Source organism: Niabella terrae, from assembly GCF_054783135.1.
This window is the reverse complement of record NZ_BAAGRD010000001.1, coordinates 267,735-288,581: the sequence shown is the minus strand read 5'-3', so window position 1 is coordinate 288,581 and position 20,847 is coordinate 267,735. Positions and strand designations below refer to the sequence as shown.

19 protein-coding genes are annotated in these 20,847 nt (G+C 47.7%); 13 read left to right on the top strand and 6 right to left on the bottom strand.

Annotated features, from left to right (window positions below):
• Positions 1-4: 4 nt before the first annotated feature.
• From ACYVI9_RS01285 to ACYVI9_RS01275, 3 genes are read right to left on the bottom strand one after another with little or no spacing between them, the layout of a single operon-like run.
• Positions 5-673, bottom strand: a complete 669-nt coding sequence (locus tag ACYVI9_RS01285) for a hypothetical protein (protein WP_460759583.1) — start codon at positions 671-673, stop codon at positions 5-7.
• 11 nt (positions 674-684) lie between these two features.
• Positions 685-1,407 carry a PspA/IM30 family protein gene (locus ACYVI9_RS01280; RefSeq protein WP_460759581.1) on the bottom strand — a complete coding sequence of 241 codons (723 nt, stop codon included), beginning with the start codon at positions 1,405-1,407 and terminating at the stop codon, positions 685-687.
• A gap of 27 nt (positions 1,408-1,434) precedes the next feature.
• Positions 1,435-1,821 (bottom strand): YbjN domain-containing protein, encoded by a 387-nt coding sequence (locus ACYVI9_RS01275; RefSeq protein WP_460759578.1) that lies wholly within the window; start codon positions 1,819-1,821, stop codon positions 1,435-1,437.
• A 152-nt stretch (positions 1,822-1,973) separates the two neighbouring features.
• Here ACYVI9_RS01275 and ACYVI9_RS01270 point away from each other — a divergent pair, with 152 nt between their 5' ends.
• From ACYVI9_RS01270 to ACYVI9_RS01240, 7 genes are all read left to right on the top strand, one after another.
• Positions 1,974-2,597, top strand: coding sequence for a helix-turn-helix domain-containing protein (locus ACYVI9_RS01270; protein ID WP_460759575.1), 624 nt, complete (start codon positions 1,974-1,976; stop codon positions 2,595-2,597).
• A gap of 96 nt (positions 2,598-2,693) precedes the next feature.
• Positions 2,694-4,754, top strand: coding sequence for a TonB-dependent receptor plug domain-containing protein (locus ACYVI9_RS01265; RefSeq protein ID WP_460759573.1), 2,061 nt, complete (start codon positions 2,694-2,696; stop codon positions 4,752-4,754).
• Positions 4,755-4,766: 12 nt separating this feature from the next.
• The gene (locus ACYVI9_RS01260; protein WP_460759570.1) at positions 4,767-5,816 is read left to right on the top strand and encodes an HmuY family protein; all 1,050 of its coding nucleotides are present in this window, start codon (positions 4,767-4,769) and stop codon (positions 5,814-5,816) included.
• A gap of 24 nt (positions 5,817-5,840) precedes the next feature.
• Positions 5,841-6,743 carry a DUF6607 family protein gene (locus tag ACYVI9_RS01255; protein WP_460759566.1) on the top strand — a complete coding sequence of 301 codons (903 nt, stop codon included), beginning with the start codon at positions 5,841-5,843 and terminating at the stop codon, positions 6,741-6,743.
• A gap of 261 nt (positions 6,744-7,004) precedes the next feature.
• A complete protein-coding gene (gene ileS / locus ACYVI9_RS01250; protein WP_460760318.1) occupies positions 7,005-10,394 on the top strand; it encodes an isoleucine--tRNA ligase in 3,390 nt (1,129 codons plus the stop codon).
• A gap of 5 nt (positions 10,395-10,399) precedes the next feature.
• Complete coding sequence (locus tag ACYVI9_RS01245) at positions 10,400-11,269, top strand: TraR/DksA family transcriptional regulator (RefSeq protein WP_460759563.1); 870 nt, start codon at positions 10,400-10,402, stop codon at positions 11,267-11,269.
• A gap of 90 nt (positions 11,270-11,359) precedes the next feature.
• Positions 11,360-11,839 carry a YcxB family protein gene (locus tag ACYVI9_RS01240; protein WP_460759561.1) on the top strand — a complete coding sequence of 160 codons (480 nt, stop codon included), beginning with the start codon at positions 11,360-11,362 and terminating at the stop codon, positions 11,837-11,839.
• Positions 11,840-11,861: 22 nt separating this feature from the next.
• On the opposite strand, the gene ACYVI9_RS01235 is transcribed toward ACYVI9_RS01240, so the two are convergent.
• Complete coding sequence (locus tag ACYVI9_RS01235; RefSeq protein WP_460759558.1) at positions 11,862-12,290, bottom strand: GNAT family N-acetyltransferase; 429 nt, start codon at positions 12,288-12,290, stop codon at positions 11,862-11,864.
• A 155-nt stretch (positions 12,291-12,445) separates the two neighbouring features.
• On the opposite strand from ACYVI9_RS01235, the gene ACYVI9_RS01230 reads away from it, so the two are divergent.
• The 6 genes from ACYVI9_RS01230 to ACYVI9_RS01205 all read left to right on the top strand — a co-directional run bounded on the left by ACYVI9_RS01230 (position 12,446) and on the right by ACYVI9_RS01205 (position 18,015).
• Complete coding sequence (locus ACYVI9_RS01230; RefSeq protein WP_008587437.1) at positions 12,446-12,682, top strand: acyl carrier protein; 237 nt, start codon at positions 12,446-12,448, stop codon at positions 12,680-12,682.
• Between the two features lie 130 nt (positions 12,683-12,812).
• Entirely contained in the window at positions 12,813-14,066 is a 1,254-nt protein-coding gene (fabF, locus tag ACYVI9_RS01225; RefSeq protein WP_460759556.1) for a beta-ketoacyl-ACP synthase II, read from the top strand.
• Between the two features lie 6 nt (positions 14,067-14,072).
• On the top strand, positions 14,073-14,807 hold the full coding sequence (rnc, locus tag ACYVI9_RS01220; RefSeq protein WP_460759553.1) for a ribonuclease III: 735 nt from the start codon (positions 14,073-14,075) through the stop codon (positions 14,805-14,807).
• Positions 14,808-14,872: 65 nt separating this feature from the next.
• Positions 14,873-16,039: a cysteine desulfurase family protein gene (locus ACYVI9_RS01215; RefSeq protein ID WP_460759551.1), complete on the top strand. Its 1,167-nt coding sequence runs from the start codon at positions 14,873-14,875 to the stop codon at positions 16,037-16,039.
• Positions 16,040-16,142: 103 nt separating this feature from the next.
• Entirely contained in the window at positions 16,143-17,507 is a 1,365-nt protein-coding gene (locus ACYVI9_RS01210; RefSeq protein WP_460759548.1) for a dipeptidase, read from the top strand.
• A 52-nt stretch (positions 17,508-17,559) separates the two neighbouring features.
• The gene (locus ACYVI9_RS01205; protein ID WP_460759545.1) at positions 17,560-18,015 is read left to right on the top strand and encodes a GNAT family N-acetyltransferase; all 456 of its coding nucleotides are present in this window, start codon (positions 17,560-17,562) and stop codon (positions 18,013-18,015) included.
• Positions 18,016-18,027: 12 nt separating this feature from the next.
• Here the strand turns inward: ACYVI9_RS01205 and ACYVI9_RS01200 are convergent, their stop codons facing one another.
• Positions 18,028-19,167 carry a cytochrome-c peroxidase gene (locus ACYVI9_RS01200; protein WP_460759543.1) on the bottom strand — a complete coding sequence of 380 codons (1,140 nt, stop codon included), beginning with the start codon at positions 19,165-19,167 and terminating at the stop codon, positions 18,028-18,030.
• A 3-nt stretch (positions 19,168-19,170) separates the two neighbouring features.
• Positions 19,171-20,673, bottom strand: a complete 1,503-nt coding sequence (locus ACYVI9_RS01195) for a DUF6850 family outer membrane beta-barrel protein (RefSeq protein WP_460759540.1) — start codon at positions 20,671-20,673, stop codon at positions 19,171-19,173.
• Positions 20,674-20,847 lie beyond the last annotated feature (174 nt).

The following is a 20,847-nucleotide window of genomic DNA, read 5'->3' as shown; positions in this document are numbered from 1 at the left end:
ATTTTTACAGGTTATAAGATTGTACGAAGAAAAATTTTTGGTCCGGGGAGGCTTCCAGGATGATGACCTGACTGCCCGGTTCATAGATTTCGTGATCGATCGATTTTGCATAAACCCGAATGACATCTCCCTGATTTCTGATTTCAATCTGGCCCAGCTTATCAGGTTTGACGACAGAATAGACCGCGCCCACTTTGCCAATAAAATCGATGCTTTCTTCCCCTTTGTGGTTAAACACCCGATAGAGTTTCAGGAAAGGGATAATGGCGACTTTGCTGACCAGCATTGCCAGGATAAAAGCCGGAATATAAAGCACCAGGCCAATCCATTTGTCCTGCCATCCCAGCCAGGCACTGGTATTGATCATAATCAGCCACATGAAAATGCTGACAAAGGAGAAAATAAAAAGTATTGGCAGTTCACCGATGTGGAAAAATTTCAGTACCGAATGCCAGTAATGACCATCCGCCTGGGACTCGCCATGATGAAAGTCCTTGTGCGGACCTGCGTCATGATGGAGGTCACCGTCATGGTGAAGTGCCAGATCACTGTCAGCGGTGTCAAAATCCAGACCCGTGAATATCGTAACGACCCAATAGATGGCGAAGAGTATGGCCAGCACCGTGGCTATAAAATTCACTTTCGAAAAGGCCAGTTGTATGAACTCACTCATAGGCAGTTGTTTCAGGATTCAGTATTGTTGTTTTCATTTGTGCCAATGCCCAGCTGACTTTTTAACTGAGCCAGCTCTTGTTCCAAAGATAAGTCATCGATGATTTTATCAATTTTTTCATCATTGCTTTCTTCCTGACGGCTCATTTCGCCATAGGCATGCGCCAGCGCTTCCTCATCCAGCACTTTGTCTTTCATTCTTTCCAGCATGCCGGCAACACTATTGGAATCCATTTGCAGGAGTTGTTTATTGATTTTCTGTGTGGCATTGCTTACTTTCACCCGTGCACGCAGGGTCTTAAGCTCACTTTCCCATTGCAGAATGCTGGCTTTAATTTTGGACACATTACCTTCCAGAGCAGTCACTTGCTGCTGTAAGGCCTGGACATCCTGTTCTGAAGCAGTGATTTTTTTGCCAATTTCTGCTTTCTTCCGCAGATTTTCCTTAACGAGGCTGTCGGCTTCCTGATTGTCAACGGATCCTTCCTGGGCTTTCTTGAGCAGCAGTACCGATTTGTTATGAGTGGTCTCCTGATCTTCCCGGAAGTTCTTAAGTTCGTTCGTGCGGCGTATATGCATGGCTTTTACTTCAGCCATGGCACGATTGGCTTGGTCCAGTTCACCGTGAAGGTCCCGCAGTCCCTGTTCGATCATTTTGATGGGATCTTCCAGTTTGTCGATTGCCGAGTGGGTTTCTGCCTGGCCTATTTTAAAAAGACGTTTGAAGATGTTCATGGTAATTGCATTAAAAATTGAATAATATTATTTGCTGAATTTTAAAATTTCGTTGGAATACTCTGAAAGTAAAAGCGACAATGAATTAATGGTGCTTTCCAGTTCGGTTCGGTCCAGGGACTCCACCTGCAGGGTATTTCTGAAAATTACCTTTTTGCCGGTGTCGTCCAGGACGAACGCGCCGTGAACAATATCCCTGTTTTTTATAAGCAATGCCTTGTACACTTCATCACTGCTACAGGTGAACAGGTACTGTTCCACGATTAAAATGGGGTTAGCAACGCCCAATACCATATTCTGAATACCGTACTCCTGCTTGTCTATGACCAGGATCCCGTCCGTTTCATTTTCGTAGAGAATTTCATAGTCAAGCTCCGTTACGTAGTCTTTTACTTTGTTGAAGAGATTTTCCATATTGTTTGTCTAATAGTTTGCTGTTGGATGGTTGAACCGAGACCAAATTTACAAAGTCCGGTTGATATATGCAAATATAATTAGCATTTATTTAAAAATTTTGATATTTTTATTTGCAGAATACTAACGTATATTTGCCGCAAAGCAAGGATATGTCGAATTTTGGAGCCAATATCAAAAAAATCAGGAGTCTTAAAAATTATACCCAGCAGCATCTGGCGGAGATTCTGGGTCTGACCAGGGCGGCGGTTAGTTCCTATGAAGAAGGTCGCGCAGAGCCTAAAATTGAGACGCTTACCCGTGCTTCACAGATTTTTGAAGTCAGCATGGATGATTTGGTGAACAGAAAACTGACGGTCAATGAACTGGCGAATTTCAAACTCCCCGAAATAGAATGGAAAGCGCCGGTCAAAGAGCCGATTCATTCCCTGTTTCCGGCAGATGCTAACTGGATGAGCGTAGACAATGCTATTATTATTGACGATAATTTCCGGGAAAAGCAAATATTATTAACCCAACCCGATCAGCCGGATTCCCAAAGACCGCAACTGATCTATACTACCCAGGGGCTCTATCTGGCCTCCGAAAAAACACTGACTGAAGACTGGGTCCTGTTGGGAACCCATAAGATTGCCCGGGACACCATTAAAAGCGTCCACCGGATTATCGGCACCTATCTGGCCGTAGACGAACCCCTGCCGGCCACACTGACGCGGGAACTTACCCTTATCAAAAAAAGGCTGGATCAGTTGGAGCGGAAGCTTCGGAAGTCCTAAAGAATCAACGTAGCTATATTATTTTCCTGAATTCGAAAACCGTTTTTCCTGAAATCGGAAATGGTTCCGCGAAGTCGGCTGCAACTTCGCACTCCTTTGATACAGAAAAAAAATACTACAGGTTTTTTCGCATCCCTGCTCAGTTTTCTACTGATTGCTGGTCCAGCTGCAGGACAGCATGTTCAGGACAGCAGTCAGATGCTTCAGGAGGTTACGGTAGTAACCGGGCAGTACCGTCCGCAATCCCTGAAAAAATCCGTTTTTAATATCCGGGTGATTACAGCGGCGGAAATTCAGGCTAAAGCTGCTGTAAACCTGAGCCAACTGTTGAATACCCAGCTGGGTATCCGGTTCAGTAATGATAATACCCTGGGTGTGGCCGATATTGAATTGATGGGTATGAGCGGAAGAGGCGTGAAAATCCTGCTGGACGGCATACCGCTTACCGATCGGAATGATACCCGGGAAAGCCTCAATCAGATTGATCTGGACCGAATTCAGCAGATTGAGATTGTGGAAGGACCGATGAGCGTTGTCTACGGTGCGGATGCACTGGCAGGCGTAATTAATATTATTACCCGCAAAACCACCGGATCCCATTTACGTGCGGGGCTGCGTTTGCAGGAAGAGACCGCAGGTAATGAGTACAGCGCCTTTGGAAATAAGGGGGTACACCTGCAGTCTGTGAATGCTTCCTTTGGCAGGCAGGCTTTCTTTGTTAACGGGGGACTAAGCCGGGTTGATCACCGGGGTTATGGTGGCGATCTTTATGGAAGGGCAAAGGCCTGGAAACCCAAGGAACAGTATATGGGCCATTTAATGCTGGGATGGCGAACACCAACGCATACCACATATTACCGGCTGGACGGTCTGGATGAAACCATTCTTTCCCGCGGTCCGATCAATTGGGATAATTATAAGGCCTATGATCAGCGTTATATAACCCGCCGCTGGATGCACCAACTGCAGGATGACCGTCATTTAGGTAAACGCTGGCACCTGAATTCAGCTGCTGCATTTACGGATTATAACCGTCACACCCGGACAACAAGGCATGATTTCACCACGGGTGAAGACCAGCTTTCAACAGGCGCCGGCGAACAGGACACCGCCCGTTTCAACACCCTGCTTTTCCGAACCCAGGCTTTTTACCAACCCAACGAAAATTGGTCCTTTCAACCGGGTATTGAGGTCAATCATAACAGCGCTTCCGGTGCCCGGATTACCGGGCGTCCTGAAATCAATGATTTTGCCTTCTTTGCCTCCGCCGAATGGAAACCTTTCTCCAGCATCGTCCTGCGTCCCGGAATGCGGCTGATTAAAAATGCGCTTTATGATGCCCCGCCGGTGATTCCCGCTTTTAATGCCAAGGTAGGTTTGACGGACCGGCTGGATCTGCGGTTGGCCTATGCCCGGGGCTACCGCGCACCTGCGCTCAGAGAGCTCTATTTTGATTTTATCGATGCCAATCACGCCATACTGGGTAACAGGGACCTGAAAGCCGAAAACTCCCGGAGTCTGGATGCCGCCCTTAACTGGCAGTATCGTAGTGGCGCCTGGAAAGTAGTCAGTAATCTCTCCGGATTTTATAATGTCTTTGAGGATCTGATTGATTATGCAACTGATCCCGCCGAACCCACCATAACAAGGCTATTCAATGTCTCGCGGTTTAAAACCACCGGCATCCGGTGGGAGCAGCAGCTGCTTTACCAGAACTGGCAGGTACAGGCGGGTCTGCTCTACGTCGGCCGGTATAATAAATTACACGAAGACAAAGATCTGGACAGTGATGTTCCGGTGTTTAACTGGTCTCCGGAGATCAATGCCAGCATCTATTATAAACTGGATAAAATCAGTACCAGTTTCGCATTGATGTACAAATTTACCGGTGCCTGTAATGGTTATCAATTGTCCGGAACGGAAGGTGCCCCGGTGGTGTTGACTAAAGTGGATGCCTATCATTGGGCTGACCTGACAGCCACCAAAAACCTGTGGCATCGACTGATGTTACAGGCGGGCGTCAAAAATATTTTCGATATCAACAATATCAACAGTACGGCGATGAGTGGAGGGGCACATAGCAGCAGCGGACCCCTGCCCATAAGTTACGGTCGCTCCTATTTTCTAAATATTAGCTATCATTTTTTTAAAAAATAAAAAATCCAGAATATGAGAAGAATAATCCCGATGGCCGTAGTGGTAATGGCTATCTGCTCTTGTAGTAAAGACGCTGATCCGATCATTGTCGTGCCACCTTCATCCGGTGCCACCCTGACCCTTAACGGCCTGGAAGGCAATGAAGACCCGGCCAGTGCTGCAAACACCGTATTTGTAGATTTCAGTGCCGACCAGCAAACTGCAGTAAAGCGGTCCGGTTGGGATCTGGGATTTTACAATGGAGCTTCCTTTAAAGTAATTATCAACTCCACCATGGGTGCCAGCGCTGTTGCGGTAGACAAAACAGATATCAATGCAGTCACCGAAGCTGATTTTAATCCCGATACCCTGGCACTTGGCCATGGCATGGGCAGCTTTTCGGTAATTGATGATCCCCGTGAAAGCAGCATCCTCAGCAAAACCGTGATTCAGGAAGTATCGGCTACCGAGGGGGAGAATAAAGTCTATATCTTAAACAGAGTCGGCGGCACCGGTGCCACCCTGCCGGCAGCCGAACTGTATAAGATCCGGATACTCAGATCGGGCAATGGCTACAGTTTGCAATATGCTCCTTTAACTGCCACCAGTTTCCAGACGCTCGAAATAAGCAAGACCGATAATTTTAATTTCGGTTATGTGTCCTTGGTGAGCGGAACGGTTGTCATGGCAGAACCTGAACAGGATGCCTGGGAAATTGCCTGGGGCGTTAATACTTATACCGCGGGTCCGACGATACCCTACATATATTCGGATTTTATCGTGATCAACAACCTCGCAGGTGTTACCGCATTGGAACGGATTTATGCCGATCAGGCCGCAGCCGAAGCAGCTTATAACCAGTTTAACAAAGACAGTGTCGCCAAATACAGTTTCAAAGACAACCGGCTGGTAATAGCTGGAAACTGGCGGGCGACTACCGGAACCAAAGGCGTACGCAAAGACCGGTTTTATCTGGTGAAGGATGCGGTTGGAAATGTATACAAACTCAAGTTCATTTCCTTTATTGCCGAGGATGGTGGCACCCGGGGCAAACCGCAGTTGACTTATACATTAATTGATTAAATTTAAAGTTTAAAAATATATACAATGAGAAAGATGATGCAGCTGGTTTTTGGCCTCGGCCTGGTACTGCCGGCAATGGCCCAGAACGGTAAGGAAAATGTAGACAAGCTCTGCGGTTGTTTTGAAGTCAGTTTTAAGTATGCCGAGACTTTTGCGCCCAACAAAGAATACAAATTTCATGAACGGGAATCCATTCTGGGGGTGACCGAACTCGCCCTGCCCATCGTGAATACAGATAACAGAGTGGTGATCCAGCACCTGTTGGTAATGAGCAATGGTATGGTTATCAAACACTGGCGGGAAGACTGGACCTATGAAAATCCGGTGCGTTGGGTGTATAAGGGCGATAAGGTCTGGGAAAAACTGCAGCTAAATGCTTCGGATGTGAAAGGGAAATGGTCGCAGTCCGTTTGGGAGGTAACGGATGCACCCCGTTACCAGGGCGCTTCTGCGTGGTTACAGGTCAATGGTCATAGCATTTGGGAGAGTTCGGCCGATGCGCCCCTGCCGCGGCGGGAATATACCCAGCGGAGTGATTATAATATCCTGGGTAGAACCAACCGGATTCAACTCCATGACAAGGGCTATGATCATATCCAGGACAACCGTAAAATTATCAGGAAAGACGGTAAAGATGAGCTGCTGGTGGAGGAGAAAGGCCTGAATGGTTACGAAAAACTGGATCCGGCTGATTGTGAAGATGGCCGTAAATATTGGGAAGCACACAAAGGTTACTGGGTAGCCCTGCAGGAAGAATGGGACAAATTACTGGACGCTAAATCCAGCGTTACTCTTACCGAAAAAGTTGGTGATCAGGATTTTATGGGTAGACTCTTTGCTTTGGCAGATGATTGGAAAGCCGGTAAACTCACTGAGGCAAATGTACATACCACACTGGCAGCCCTGCTGGCCACCCATGTCAAATAATGAATTAACCGGTTGGGAGGCTTTTGCAGCCCGTCAAACAGGAATCAAAGCCGCTTCGGTCAGCGCAGCTTTTTTCAGTGCGGGCTGCCCTCCGGTTTGGTCCCAGATGATCCGTGTCAACGGCTGTATTTCAGTCACCAGACGGCGTTGAAACCCGTATTTTCCTGTAACTTTGCCCTCTTTTTAGCGGGCCGGCAGACAGGTTGATACAGTGGCGGACGATGCCGGCAGATGGAATTCCATTCCTTAAAACAGGGTTATATACAGATGAAGTACAGAGAGTTTACAGGGTTGAATCTTCCCAAAATAGAATCGGAAGTATTAGCGCAATGGCAAAATGAAGCAGCTTTTGAAAAAAGCGTCTCCTTAAGAGCAGGGGCGAAGCCCTTTGTATTTTATGAAGGACCGCCCAGTGCCAATGGCATGCCGGGCATCCATCATGTTATTTCCCGAACCCTAAAAGATCTTGTCTGCCGCTACAAAACCATGCAGGGCTACCGGGTTCATCGTAAGGGGGGCTGGGATACCCATGGTCTGCCCGTCGAACTGGGCGTAGAGAAAGAGCTGGGTATTACCAAAGAGGATATTGGCAAGAAAATATCGGTGGAAGAATACAACCAGCATTGTCGGGAAGCGGTCCTGCGATTTAAGGATAAATGGGATGAGTTGACCCGTAAAATGGGGTACTGGGTGGACCTGGATGATCCCTATGTGACTTTCAAGAATGAGTACATCGAAACCCTGTGGTGGTTACTGCAGCAACTCTTTAATAAGGGCTATCTGTATCAGAGTGTCAGTATTCAGCCCTATTCTCCGGCAGCCGGTACCGGTCTGAGTTCCCATGAGCTGAACCAGCCCGGAACTTATAAAGACGTAAAAGATACCAGTGCCACTGTACTTTTTAAACTGGAGGACAGTAAAAAAAGCCGTTTTCTACTGGAAGCTGTAAGTGGCGAGCCGGTTTACCTGATGGCCTGGACCACCACTCCCTGGACCCTGCCTTCTAATCTGGGACTGACGGTGGGAGCAGGCATTGAATACGTACTGGTTCAGAGTTTTAACCCCTACACCAAAGCGCCGGTGAACCTGGTGCTGGCAAAATCACTGCTGCATAAATATTTTCACCCCGAAGCCCGATTAGAGGATATCAGTGGAATATCTGCCGCGCCGGAAAACCCGAAAGCGCCCATTCCATGGTCAGAAAAGAAATCATTTACCGGCGCTGAACTGGAAGGGCTCCGGTATGAACAACTGATGCCCTTTGAAGCCAATAGTCTTGAAGCCATTCGGGAAACTACACCCGATGCCAGTCCTTTCCGGGTGGTGACCGGAGATTTTGTCACGACTGAAGATGGTACCGGTATCGTTCACACAGCGCCTGCTTTCGGCGCTGATGACTATAAAGTAGGTCTTAAAAACAAACTCGGTATTGTCACATTGGTAGATCGTGAAGGAAAGTTTGTGGAAGGTGTCGGCCCCTATAGCGGGCGCTTTGTCAAGGACTACAAGGATGAGCCCGGATATGTGGATGTGAATGTAGACATCTCCGTGGACTTGAAATTAAAGGGGCTGGCTTTTAAGATTGAAAAATATGAGCACAATTATCCGCATTGCTGGCGGACAGATAAACCCGTCTTATATTATCCGCTGGATGCCTGGTTCATCCGTACTACCGCCCTGCGTGATCGGATGGTGGCACTCAATAAGACCATCCGCTGGAAGCCGCAGTCTACCGGGGATGGCCGGTTTGGTAACTGGCTGGAGAATATGGTAGACTGGAACCTGAGCCGCAGCCGATTCTGGGGTACACCCCTGCCCATCTGGAAAACCGAAGATGGCTCAGTTGTCAGATGTATCGGCTCGGTAGAAGAACTGAATGCCGGCGTTAAAAAAGCCAATGAAGTATTGGGCGGTGAGGTGAACAGGAATTATCTGCATGAAGGCATTCTGGATCTGCATAAACCCTATGTGGATCAAGTAGTTCTGGTGAGTGATGATGGTCGCCCGATGCATCGGGTACCGGACCTGATTGATGTCTGGTTCGATAGTGGTGCGATGCCTTATGCCCAGTGGGGACTGGACTATGAGAAATTGAAAGCCGGAGATCCGCAACCATTCAAACAACCCTTCGATCAGAATTTTCCTGCAGATTTTATCTGTGAAGGCGTGGATCAGACCCGGGGCTGGTTCTATACCCTGCATGCTATAGCCTCCCTGCTCTATGACAATGTTGCCTATAAAACCGTAGTCAGCAACGGACTGGTCCTGGATAAGAATGGCAATAAGATGAGCAAAAGACTGGGCAATGTAGTCGATCCTTTTGCAACCATTGAATCCTTTGGCGCAGACGCTACCCGCTGGTACCTGATTACCAATGCTTCACCCTGGGATAACCTGAAATTCAATATCGAAGGTATCAGGGAAGTGCAGCGGAAATTCTTCGGCACCCTGTATAATACCTATCAGTTTTTTGCACTTTATGCCAATGTCGATGGTTTTAGCTTTAAGGAGGCGTCCATTCCCGTCGACCAGCGCCCTGAAATCGACCGTTGGATCATTTCTGCCCTGCACAGCCTGGTTGCCCAGGTGACGACAGCTATGGACGATTATGAACCCACCCAGGCCGGTCGGCTTATTGAAGATTTTCTGGACGAGCAGTTGAGTAACTGGTATGTACGGCTTTGCCGCCGCCGGTTTTGGAAAGGGGAATATGAAACCGACAAAATCGCCGCTTATCAGACCCTGTATGAGTGTCTGGAAACCCTGCTGCGGCTGATGGCGCCGGTTGCGCCTTTTTTCAGTGATGCCCTCTTCTGTCAGCTCAATCAGGTAACCGGCCGTTTTGAGGCCGCCAGTGTCCACCATGTTGATTTTCCGGTGGCGAACAAGTTGCTGATTGATAAACAGTTAGAAGAACAGATGCAATTGGCACAGGATGCCAGTTCCCTGGTGCTTTCTTTACGTAAAAAAGTGAATATCAAAGTACGCCAGCCACTGCAAAAAGTACTGATACCCGTGCTGGACCCCCGGATGCAGCAAAATCTGCAGCATGTGGAGGACCTGATCAAGTCTGAAGTCAATGTCAAGGAAATTGAGTACCTGAGCGCCGACAATACATTTATCAGCAAGAAAATCAAGCCGAATTTCGTGGCCCTGGGTAAAAAACTGGGCCCGCAGATGAAGGCGGTTGCCGGCCGGCTGGCTCAATTCAGTCAGGATGAGATTTCCCGGCTGGAACGGGAAGGCAAGATAAGCCTGGACATGGATGGGGCACCGCTGGAAATTGCACTCAATGAAGTGGAAATCAGCAGTGAGGATATTCCCGGCTGGACCGTAGCTTCCAAAGGCGCCCTGACACTGGCGCTGGATATCACCTTAACGCCTGAATTACAACAGGAAGGAGCGGCCCGGGAGTTTGTCAACCGCATTCAGAAAATACGAAAGGATAGTGGTTTTGAACTAACGGACAAAATAAATGTAGTTATTGACACAAATGAGACATTAAAAAGTTCGTTCAACACGTATAAAGAGTATATTTGCGCGGAAATTTTGGCAGAGAATCTGGATTTTCAGCCGATTTCGAACGGTGATGGCATTGAAATTGACGTGAACGACATCAGATTAAAAACGATTGTTACAAAAAAAGGGTAAACTCTATGGCTACAAAGAAAAAAGTAGTAGGAAAAGCGTCTTCTAAGACTACTCGTCCCTCCGGCGGAAAATCGGCAGCAAAAGCACCCGTAAAAAAAGCAACTCCGGTCAAAAAAGCTGTAAAGCCGGCTGCGAAACCTGCCGCCAAGGCAGTGGCGAAGGCAGCGCCCAAAAAGGCGGCGCCGGCAAAAAAGGCTGCTAAACCGGCCGTCAAACCGGCGGCGAAGAAAACAGTAGCGAAGGCCGCCCCTAAAAAGACGGTGAAGCCCGCAGCTAAAGCGCCGGTAAAAGCGCCCGTGAAAGCGGCTCCGGCGAAAAAAGCGGCAAAGCCCGCTCCGGTGAAGAAAGTAACAGCGCCGAAGGCAGCTGCCAAAGCTCCGGCCAAGCCGGTGAAAGCCAAAAAGCCGCCTGTAGTGCCCAAATTGTCCACAAAAAGTTCGGTAAAGTATCAGCCGGATTTTACTAAAAGTATTCTTGATACACCTAAAAGAGATAAAGTGAAATCAGTAATCAGATATTCAGATAATGAGTTGCAGGAGTTCAAAGAAATTATTCTGCGCAAGCTGGATGCCGCAAAAAAGGAACTGACCTATTTACAGGGTCTGATCACCCGCAGGGATGAAGGCGGTGATATGGATGAAGGCCGTTATATGACCATGGAGGATGGCAGTGTAAGTATGGAAAGAGAACAGCTGAGCCAGTTGGCCAGCCGTCAGATACAGTTTATCGACCACCTGGAGAAAGCATTAATGCGGGTGGAGAATAAAACTTATGGCATTTGCCGGGTAACCGGCAATCTGATCGAAAAGGCCCGCCTGCGTGCCGTGCCCCATGCGACACTGAGTATCGAAGCCAAATCTATGATGAACAAATAGCGGTTCCGGCCGGTAAATGATACCAAAGCGAAGCACCCTCAAGCGCTTCGCTTTTATTTTTGATCCAGGAAGCACAGAAAAGTATCCCGTATGGAAATTGCCTTTGATTATAATAAAAGACAGGTTTTACAGGCCCTCCGGTATCATTTTGTGTCCAAAATTGAAATGCGGATCATGATCATACTGGTCAATGTCTTTGCGCTTATTTCACTGGGACTCTACCTGACGGGACGTATTACGCCTACCGCTTTTCTGGTCTATGCTTTTCTTTGGATATCATTGATGCTAAGCCTCTGGTTTGTATTGCCCGGCGTGGTCTACCGAAGAAGTGAAACCTTCAGACACGGATTCCGGATGCAGTTTCTTACCGATGAATTCCGGCTTATTCACGAGCAGGGCCAGCGCAGCTGGCCTTATTCGGCACTCCAGACCTATAAGGAAACGCCTCATTTTTTTCATTTGTACTATGACCCGCGTTCTTTCCTGCTGGTACCCAAATCCGCCTTTGAGGATTTGGAAACAATGCGGACTTTCCGCCAACTGTTGAAAGAGAAGATTACTAAAAAATGAACGGCTTCAGACGGCCGGTTTTTCAGATTTTTTTACTCATTAAAATATGGGGAATGGAAAGTTTGACAAAAATGTCTCCGGAGGTCATATAGCCCATTCGTTCGTAAAACCCGGTAGCCGTACTACGGGCGTGCATTAAAATCTCCCGGTATCCGCTGTCCCTTGCAATGGCTTCTGCGAAGTCCATTAAGGCCTTTCCGATGCCTTTGCCCTGCAACTGAGGTCTGACGGCCATTTGTCGCAGTACCACCTTAATTTCATCCTCGGGCGCCAGCAGGCAGCAACCCAGCATTTTATCATCTTCAAAAGCCCCGATCAGAATATAGTCGCGGTCCGCGACGATATCATCCTCTTCTAACTCCATTCCGAGCGGATGCCGCAGAATTTCATTACGAAGCCGGACCATTTGTTCGTACTGTGGAGATCCGTAATCGATAATCTTCAGGGCCATGAACTGAATTTTTAGCCGGGGTTTCGGGTTACCCGCTGTAGCCTAAAATACGTCATTTTTGGGGCACTGCCGGCATTTTTACATTTTTTTTTGATATTGGTGCATTTTTAACCAAAAGCTCTATTTTTGCACTCAACAAATAAAAACAATCAGATATGTCAGACATTGCATCAAGAGTTAAAAAAATCATCGTTGACAAGTTAGGAGTTGACGAAGCTGAGGTAACCAACGAAGCATCTTTTACCAACGACTTGGGGGCTGATTCTTTGGATACAGTGGAATTAATTATGGAATTTGAAAAGGAATTCAATATCTCTATTCCTGATGAACAAGCCGAAACCATCACAACAGTAGGCCAGGCCGTTTCATATTTAGAAGAACACGCCAAGTAACCATTTTTTTAAACATTGAGCGCTTTGGTGTGCCGATCATAAATTGGTAATAATTAGCGAACTTTATATCCGCCTTTGAATATGGTTCACCCATGGCAAAGGCGGTTTTTCTTAATGTATTGCAGGGCTTATGGAGTTAAAAAGGGTAGTAATAACAGGTATGGGGGCCTTAACCCCGCTGGGTAATTCGGTCGAAGCTTATTGGGAAGGTCTGATCAACGGCGTTTCCGGAGCAGCGCCTATTGCGTTGTTCGATGCGTCAAAATTCAGGACCAGATTTGCCTGTGAGGTAAAGGGATTTGAGCCTACCGATTTTTTAGATAAGAAGGAATCCAGAAAACTGGACCGCTTCACACAATTTGCGCTGGTCGTTAGTGACCAGGCGATGAAGGATGCGGGCCTCAACAGGGAGAATGTGAATCCGGATCGTACCGGCGTTGTATTGGGTAGCGGTATTGGCGGACTTATTACTTTTCAGCATGAAGTAATGGAGTTTGCCAAGGGAGATGGTACGCCCAGGTTCAACCCGTTTTTTATCCCCAAGATGATTCTGGATATCGCAGCCGGTCAGGTCAGTATGCGGCACAATCTGCGGGGACCCAACTATGCGGTCACCAGTGCCTGTGCCAGCAGCACGAATGCGATGATCGATGCCCTGAACCTGCTGCGGCTGGGCAAGGCAGATATCATAGTGACCGGAGGAAGTGAAGCGGTGATCAGTGAAGCAGGGGTGGGCGGATTTAATGCCATGAAGGCGATGAGTGAAAGGAATGATGATCCCGCCACCGCCAGCAGGCCCTATGATAAGGACCGTGACGGTTTTGTTATGGGGGAAGCGGCCGGTATACTGATTTTTGAAGAATTGGAACATGCAAAAGCCCGTGGCGCAAAAATCTATTGTGAGGTTGTTGGTGGCGGTGCCACAGCGGATGCCCACCATATAACCGCACCCCATCCGGAAGGACTGGGCGCTAAAAATGTCATGCAGGTCGCTTTAAAGGATGCCGGCATACAGACTTCCGATATTGATTATATCAATACCCATGGTACCTCAACACCGCTGGGGGATATTGCGGAGACTAAAGCCATACTGGACGTCTTCGGTGAGCATTCCTATAATATGAATATCAGCTCGACCAAGAGCATGACCGGGCATACCCTGGGCGCTGCCGGCGTGATAGAAGCAATTGCCTGTATTCAATCGGTCATACATGATATTGTACCACCGACCATCAATCATTTCACCGATGATCCGCAATTGGATCCCCGGTTGAATTTTACCTTTAATAAAGCACAGCACCGAACCGTAAATTACGCACTGAGTAATACATTCGGTTTTGGCGGCCATAATGCCTGTGTGATCGTAAAAAAATATCAGGAGTAATCGTTTGTGAACTTTATCAGGGACTTTTTTAAAAAAAAATCAGATGCTACGCTGAAAAAAGAGCTGAAAAACATTTTAGGTTTTTCACCTGATAATTTCTCGCTCTATAAAACCGCTTTAACCCATCGCTCCCTCAGCGAAAGTGTTGATGAGAATAATGAGCGGCTGGAGTACCTCGGCGATGCCATTTTAAGTGCCATTACAGCCGATTATCTATTCAGAAGATATCCATTCCAGGGAGAAGGTTTTCTGACGGAGATGCGAAGTAAAATGGTCAACCGGCAGCAGTTGAATGAAGTAGCCGTCCGGATGGGGCTCAAAAAAATCACCCGTTACAATAAACAGGATCATTGTCTGAAAACCAGCCATATTTTCGGCAATGCACTGGAAGCACTCGTAGGTGCCATCTATCTGGATTATGGCTATAAAAGGACCAGTAAATGGGTGCTGGATTTTGTGGTAGCGCCCCATATGTTTATGGATGAACTCGAAACACTCGAAATCAACCATAAAAACAAACTTTATGGCTGGGCTGGCAGAAACGGCAAACGGCTCGAATTCAGGACCCTGAGCGAAAAGCAGGAGAACGGACGTCGGCTTTTCACGGTGGCGGCGCTGGTAGATGGTGAGGAAGTATCCCGCGGCAGTGCCTTCAATAAGAAAGATGCTTCTCAGGTAGCCGCCAATCTGGCGATGGAACATCTGGAACCCCAGGAAGCTCCTGATGCTGAAGCCTCCTGATTCCTAGACCGATACCAGGTCGCACTTGCATCGGTTCCGGCCTGTCATCAAATCATACGAGGCTCATGAAGCAAGTTCCCATTTATATGGATTATTGTGCTACTACCGCCTGCGACCCGGCAGTGGTAGAAGAGATGTTACCTTACTTTACCGAATTTTTTGGCAATGCCGCCAGCCGTATTTACAGTTATGGCTGGCAGGCTGCGGCAGCAGTGGAACAGGCTACAGCCCGAGTTGCGGCGTTACTGCATGCCCAACCGCGGGAGATTTTCTTTACGTCGGGTGCCACAGAAGCCTGCAATCTGGCCATCAGGGGCATTGTTGAAATGTATGCCATCAAGGGACGACATATTATTAGTTGCCGGACGGAACATAAGGCAGTGCTCGACACCTGTCAGGCTTTGGAAAAGCAAGGTGCAGAACTGACCCTGCTGCCTGTTGATGCCGGGGGCAGGGTGGATCCTGAGCAACTTGCGGCGGCCATCCGGCCGGATACCGTATTGGTAGCGATAATGATGGCCAATAACGAGACAGGCGTCCTGCAACCCGTAGAGGAAATCGGAGCGATCTGTAAACAGAAGCAGGTACTTTTTTTCTGTGATGCCACCCAGGCAGCAGGTAAAATCCCCATAGACGTGGAAACTATTCAGGCCGACCTGCTCTGCCTGAGTGCACATAAAATCTATGGCCCCAAAGGAGTAGGAGCGCTCTATATCCGAAGCCGTAATCCCCGGGTTAAAATCCGCCCGCAAATAACTGGCGGCGGCCAGCAGGATGGGATCAGAAGCGGGACACAGAATGTGCCCGGAATTGTAGGACTGGGCAAGGCTTGCGCAATTTGCGGTTCTGACATGGACAAAGAGATTACAAGACTCACTGGTCTTGCCCGTGAATTGCAGGCAGGCATACACCAAATACCCGGTACCCGGTTGAATGGTCATCCTGATCTTAAACTGGGACATGTGCTGAATTTCTCTTTTGAGGACCTTAACAGCGCGCAGTTATTGCGTGCGCTTACCGGCAAACTCGCTATTTCTGCCGGTTCTGCCTGTACCACTGGTAGTCTGGACCCTTCTTATGTACTGACCGCTATGGGCTTGGAACCGGCCCTGGCCAAAGCGGCGCTCCGCTTCAGCATCGGCCGCTGGACTACAACAACTGAAATTCGCACTGCCCTGGAATGGATTACCGAAACCGTTGCTGCGTTGCGAAGCCATCGGTATCAGGGTTGATGGGCTCCCCTCGATAAAGCAATATCTGTTTTTGCACCCTGCGGTAGCAGCGAAGACCTAACTAGTAATTTTCTTTTACCTTCGTCTGAAAAAAAATTACGATATGAGTCAGCTTTGGAAGGACTATCAGCAACAACACCAGGAGCGTTTTTTAGCCGAAATGATGGATTTATTGCGCATCCCTTCAGTTAGCGCGAAATCAGAACACCAGGCCGATATGACCCGCTGTGCAGAAGCAGTAAAAGCAGCGCTGCTGTCCAGTGGCTGTGATAAAGCAGCACTGATGGACACCGCCGGCTTTCCCGTGGTTTATGGTGAGAAAATCATTGATCCCGTCCTGCCAACGGTCCTGGTATACGGACATTATGATGTGCAGCCGGTGGAACCACTGGAAGAGTGGAAAACGGAACCTTTTGAGCCTACGATAATAGACGGGAAAGTATTTGCACGGGGCAGCGCCGATGACAAAGGTCAGTTTTATATGCATGTGAAGGCGCTGGAAATCATGAATAAGACTGAAACACTGACCACCAATATCAAGTTTTTGATTGAAGGTGAAGAAGAGATCGGTTCACCCAACCTGGGTCCCTTTGTGGCAGAACACCGGGAATTGTTGAAAGCGGATACCATTCTGATCAGTGACAGCGCCATGCTCAGCCTGGAAACGCCTACGCTGGACACGGGTGTACGCGGGTTGAGTTATATTGAAGTGGAAGTAACGGCTGCTGCCAGGGACTTGCATAGCGGTACTTATGGCGGTGCCGTCGCCAACCCGATTGTTGTTTTGTCCAAAATGATCGCCAGCTGTCATGACCAGGACAACCATATCACGATTCCGGGTTTTTATGATGCGGTACAGCAATATTCGGCGGAAGAAAGAAAAATGATTAACGAAGCGCCCTTCGATGAAGCTGCATATAAATCCGAAATCGGCATCCAGGCACTTTGGGGCGAGAAAGGATATACGACATTTGAACGAACTGGTATACGGCCCACGCTGGAATTGAACGGTATCTGGGGCGGCTATCAGGGTGAAGGCGCCAAAACGGTGTTGCCGGCGAAAGCCAGTGCTAAAATTTCTGCCCGACTGGTACCCAATCAGTCCAGTGAAAAAATTACCCGGCTGCTCCTGGATTATTTCCGCAAAATAGCGCCGCCATCTGTTACCGTAAACGCATTCGAACATCATGGAGGCGAAGCCTACGGGACACCAATTGACAGCAAGGGGTATCAGGCAGCATCTAAAGCGGTAGAAACGACTTTGGGAAAAAGGCCGATTCCGGTCAAAGGCGGGGGCAGTATTCCCATATGTTCGCTGCTCAAGCAGGAGTTGGGCGTGGATATCGTTTTTATGGGATTTGGACTGGATAACGACGGCCTGCACAGCCCGAATGAAAAATATAATATTGAAAACTTTTACAAAGGCATTGAAACCATACCCTATTTTCATAAATTTTTTGCAGAATAAGGTTGTTTCACTGTGCGGCCGTTAATATCCGGGGTACCGAATATCTGAAATCATGGCAACTATTGAAAATTTCAGGCCCGAATGGGCGGCTGATTTCAAGGCCCTCAATATGGCCTGGCTGGAACAATATTTTCAACCCGAACCTTTTGATCAGGAAGTGCTTTCCCATCCGGAGCAGTATATTCTGGATTCCGGTGGTGCCATTTTCTTTGTGGTAGAATCCGATCGGCCATTGGGTACGGTCGCCATCATGTACAACCAGCAAGGGGAACTCGAACTCACTAAAATGGCCGTATCCAATGCAGCAAGAGGCCGGGGTTTTGGCAATTATCTGATGCAGGCTGCGATTGATGCCGCCAAGACCAGGGGCGCCAGGGAACTGGTCCTTTATTCCAATACGCTGCTGGCACCCGCCATTGGACTCTACCGGAAATTTGGGTTCAAGGAAGTTGGGGCATTTCATTCCGAATACGAGCGATGCAATATCAAAATGTCGCGCGTACTCTGATACGCACTTCAGTTATTGCGGCAGCCGCGGGCGCTGCATCCGGTAAGGCGTACCATTTAATGTATTCAGAAAAGCTACCAGCTGATCCCTTTCCTGCGCAGTTAAATTCAGCTTTTTAAGAAGCCGGTCGGTTTTTGGAAATAAGGGATCTGCTTTTTGTTCTTCTGTTTTCGGTGGCTGTGGCATGCCGCTGTTATACATATTTACGATGCCCCGGAGATTACTGAACAATCCGTTGTGCATCCAGGGACGGGTACGGTCCAGCTCCCGTAATGAAGGCGTCCGGAACTTTCCTACATCTGCAGCATCCTTGGTAACATTGTATCGTCCCAAGTCTTCATATTTTCTCTTATAATAGGTGAGTCCGATATTGTGGAAGGAGGTATCCGTGAGGTAGGTCCCGCTGTGACAGTTCATGCAACGGGCTTTGGTACGAAAAAGGTGCAGGCCCGCCAGTTCATCATCATTGAATTCATCATAATCTCCCGCCAGAAATTTATCATAACGGGTACTGCGACTTTTGATTACCTGCTGAAAAGCGGTAAGCGCTCCGGCAATCCGGTCAAAATCCCGCTCCCGGTTGCCAAAAGCCTTCTCGAAAAGGGTGTCGTATCCGCGAATGCCCTCCAGTTTGGCGGCCAAAGTGGGTACATCTACATTCATTTCATGATGGGCGCTCAGCGGTTCTACTAATTGGGTTTCAAAACTATTGGCCCTGCCGTCCCAGAATAACCTGGGGTAAATATAAACATTCAACAGGCTCAAGGTATTCCGGTTTCCCTGGAGGTGATCATTGCCAAGGGCCACGACGCGGCCATCCTGCCAACTCAAGTCGGGTTCATGGCAGCTGCTGCAGGAAATCTGATTGGAACCGGAAAGCCGGGGATCGAAAAACAGAAACATGCCCAAACGTGTCAAAGGATCGGCGGTGGTCTTGTACCAGGAGGTATCGTCTTTGGGTATGACGGCCATTTCACTCCAGATGGCACCGGAATCAATCGTCGGCCGGGGCCATTCTGCAATAGGACGGCTGTATAGGCTTCTTAATGAGTCGCTGTAACTGTTATGCCGCTGTTGTCCGTAACGGGTAAAAGAAAGTGATCCCAGACCCAGGAGAACTATAATTGCCGTAACCAGATAGATTTTGCGCATAGATTACAAAAATATTTGAAATCCGATTGAAATACTGATTTGCTTTTTACTTCCAGTTGGCGGTATGTATAATTGTTCATCGATATGGCTGCCCTGTAACCGGTGCATGAGGCCGGCGTTAAGTGAAAAAGCCGACCCCATTCTTTTCAGAAGGGCCTGCGTATAATACAATAGAGATATCTCTCCGCTGAAAAAAGTTGAGCCTCTGAAGTCAAATTCAGGGTACGCGATAGTCCTTGTAAAAACATTTATCTGCGTGGGTGGGACAGTTAATTCATTTTTTACGGGCTTCACAACCGCAGGTCGGATATTGATTTTAATAAGCGATTTAGGGGTATAAATGTATTTTCCTCCAGACAGTGCCAGTTCCGCAGTGGTATTTTCGTAAAAATGCGATGCCAGGAAGTCTTTTTTACTGAGATGATAAACTTCTCCGCTGAACCCGAGTTCGTAGCGAAGTTTCTTTTCCGTTTTTACACTTAAAAGATATTGCAGTTTTGCCCGGTGTTCGTCAAAAAGATAATTGGCGCCAGTTGGTGAAGACATCAATAACCCTGTTCCTTCGTTGATGCTGCCATCGATAAAAAATTGGTGAACCCTTGAGGAATTAACATTGTAGATCAGGGATTCCAATGTTTGTGTTGCCAAATCATACCGGCTATGTACAGATTTTCGAATTAAATCTCCAGCCTCTTTGTCGGGTACCGGGTCATTGACATCTTCATCAGTCGGATTAATCAGATTAAAATTGGTTCTGGCAGCAAACTTATTTGCATAAATAGCTTTAATGAGCCAGTTGGAAACTCCAGTTGCCATACTTACTTGCCAGCCGTCCAAAATAGCTTTGGAATCAGAATAGATCTCAGAAGTGTACTGTGCAGTATATCCGTAGCCATTATTCATATACAATTTTCTTTCGGGATACAACTGGCTCTGAGAGAACATTGTGTTTTTGTAAACGATATCATACAAACCCTCTGATTTTCCGAAACTATAATGTGCCCCCAAGGAAGTTTTGCCAATTTTCATGGTGAGCCCGGGTGCGTAGTTAATGGTAAATACTTTAATATCAGGGCGTGGATCGACAGACCCTGTGGACCAATGATATTTGTAGTTCAGATCTGATGTCAGATAAAGGGATTTAAAAATCGGATAGCTGAATCCTGCCTGAAAATCAATATTCTGCCTTTCGTACCGGCCAGCTTTGCGGGCAAAGTAGGTAAAAGGTGCAAAGCTTTCCTGCGGTGAATTTAAATTATTGGCCAGGCTGTCCTCCCAGATTTTTTTAAATCTTAGTTTGCCCATGATTCGGGCTTTACCCAGTGTCGTAAATCCCTCTGTGTATAAATTGCCTGACTGCGTGTGGTACGCTTCGACCGGTAGTCGGATTGATTTTCTATCTGCAGTATACGTCAGTTCCAATAAACCAGCACGTTTTATGGAATCTGCGATGAGTTGCGTAATGTCTTTTTGTGTAAACGCGAGCTGCAGTCTGGCGAAGCTCATAAGATACAGACTATCTGTTTCGAACCGGCGCTGTGCTGTCGATTTGAGCCTGTCGTAAAATTCCGGTCTAAATTCAGACAGCGTATCAGCTAAAGTTGGCACCTGTGCACGAACAGCTATCGTGCACAGAATACAACTTATCGCCAACCATATTTTACAAGAGTGTAACATCCA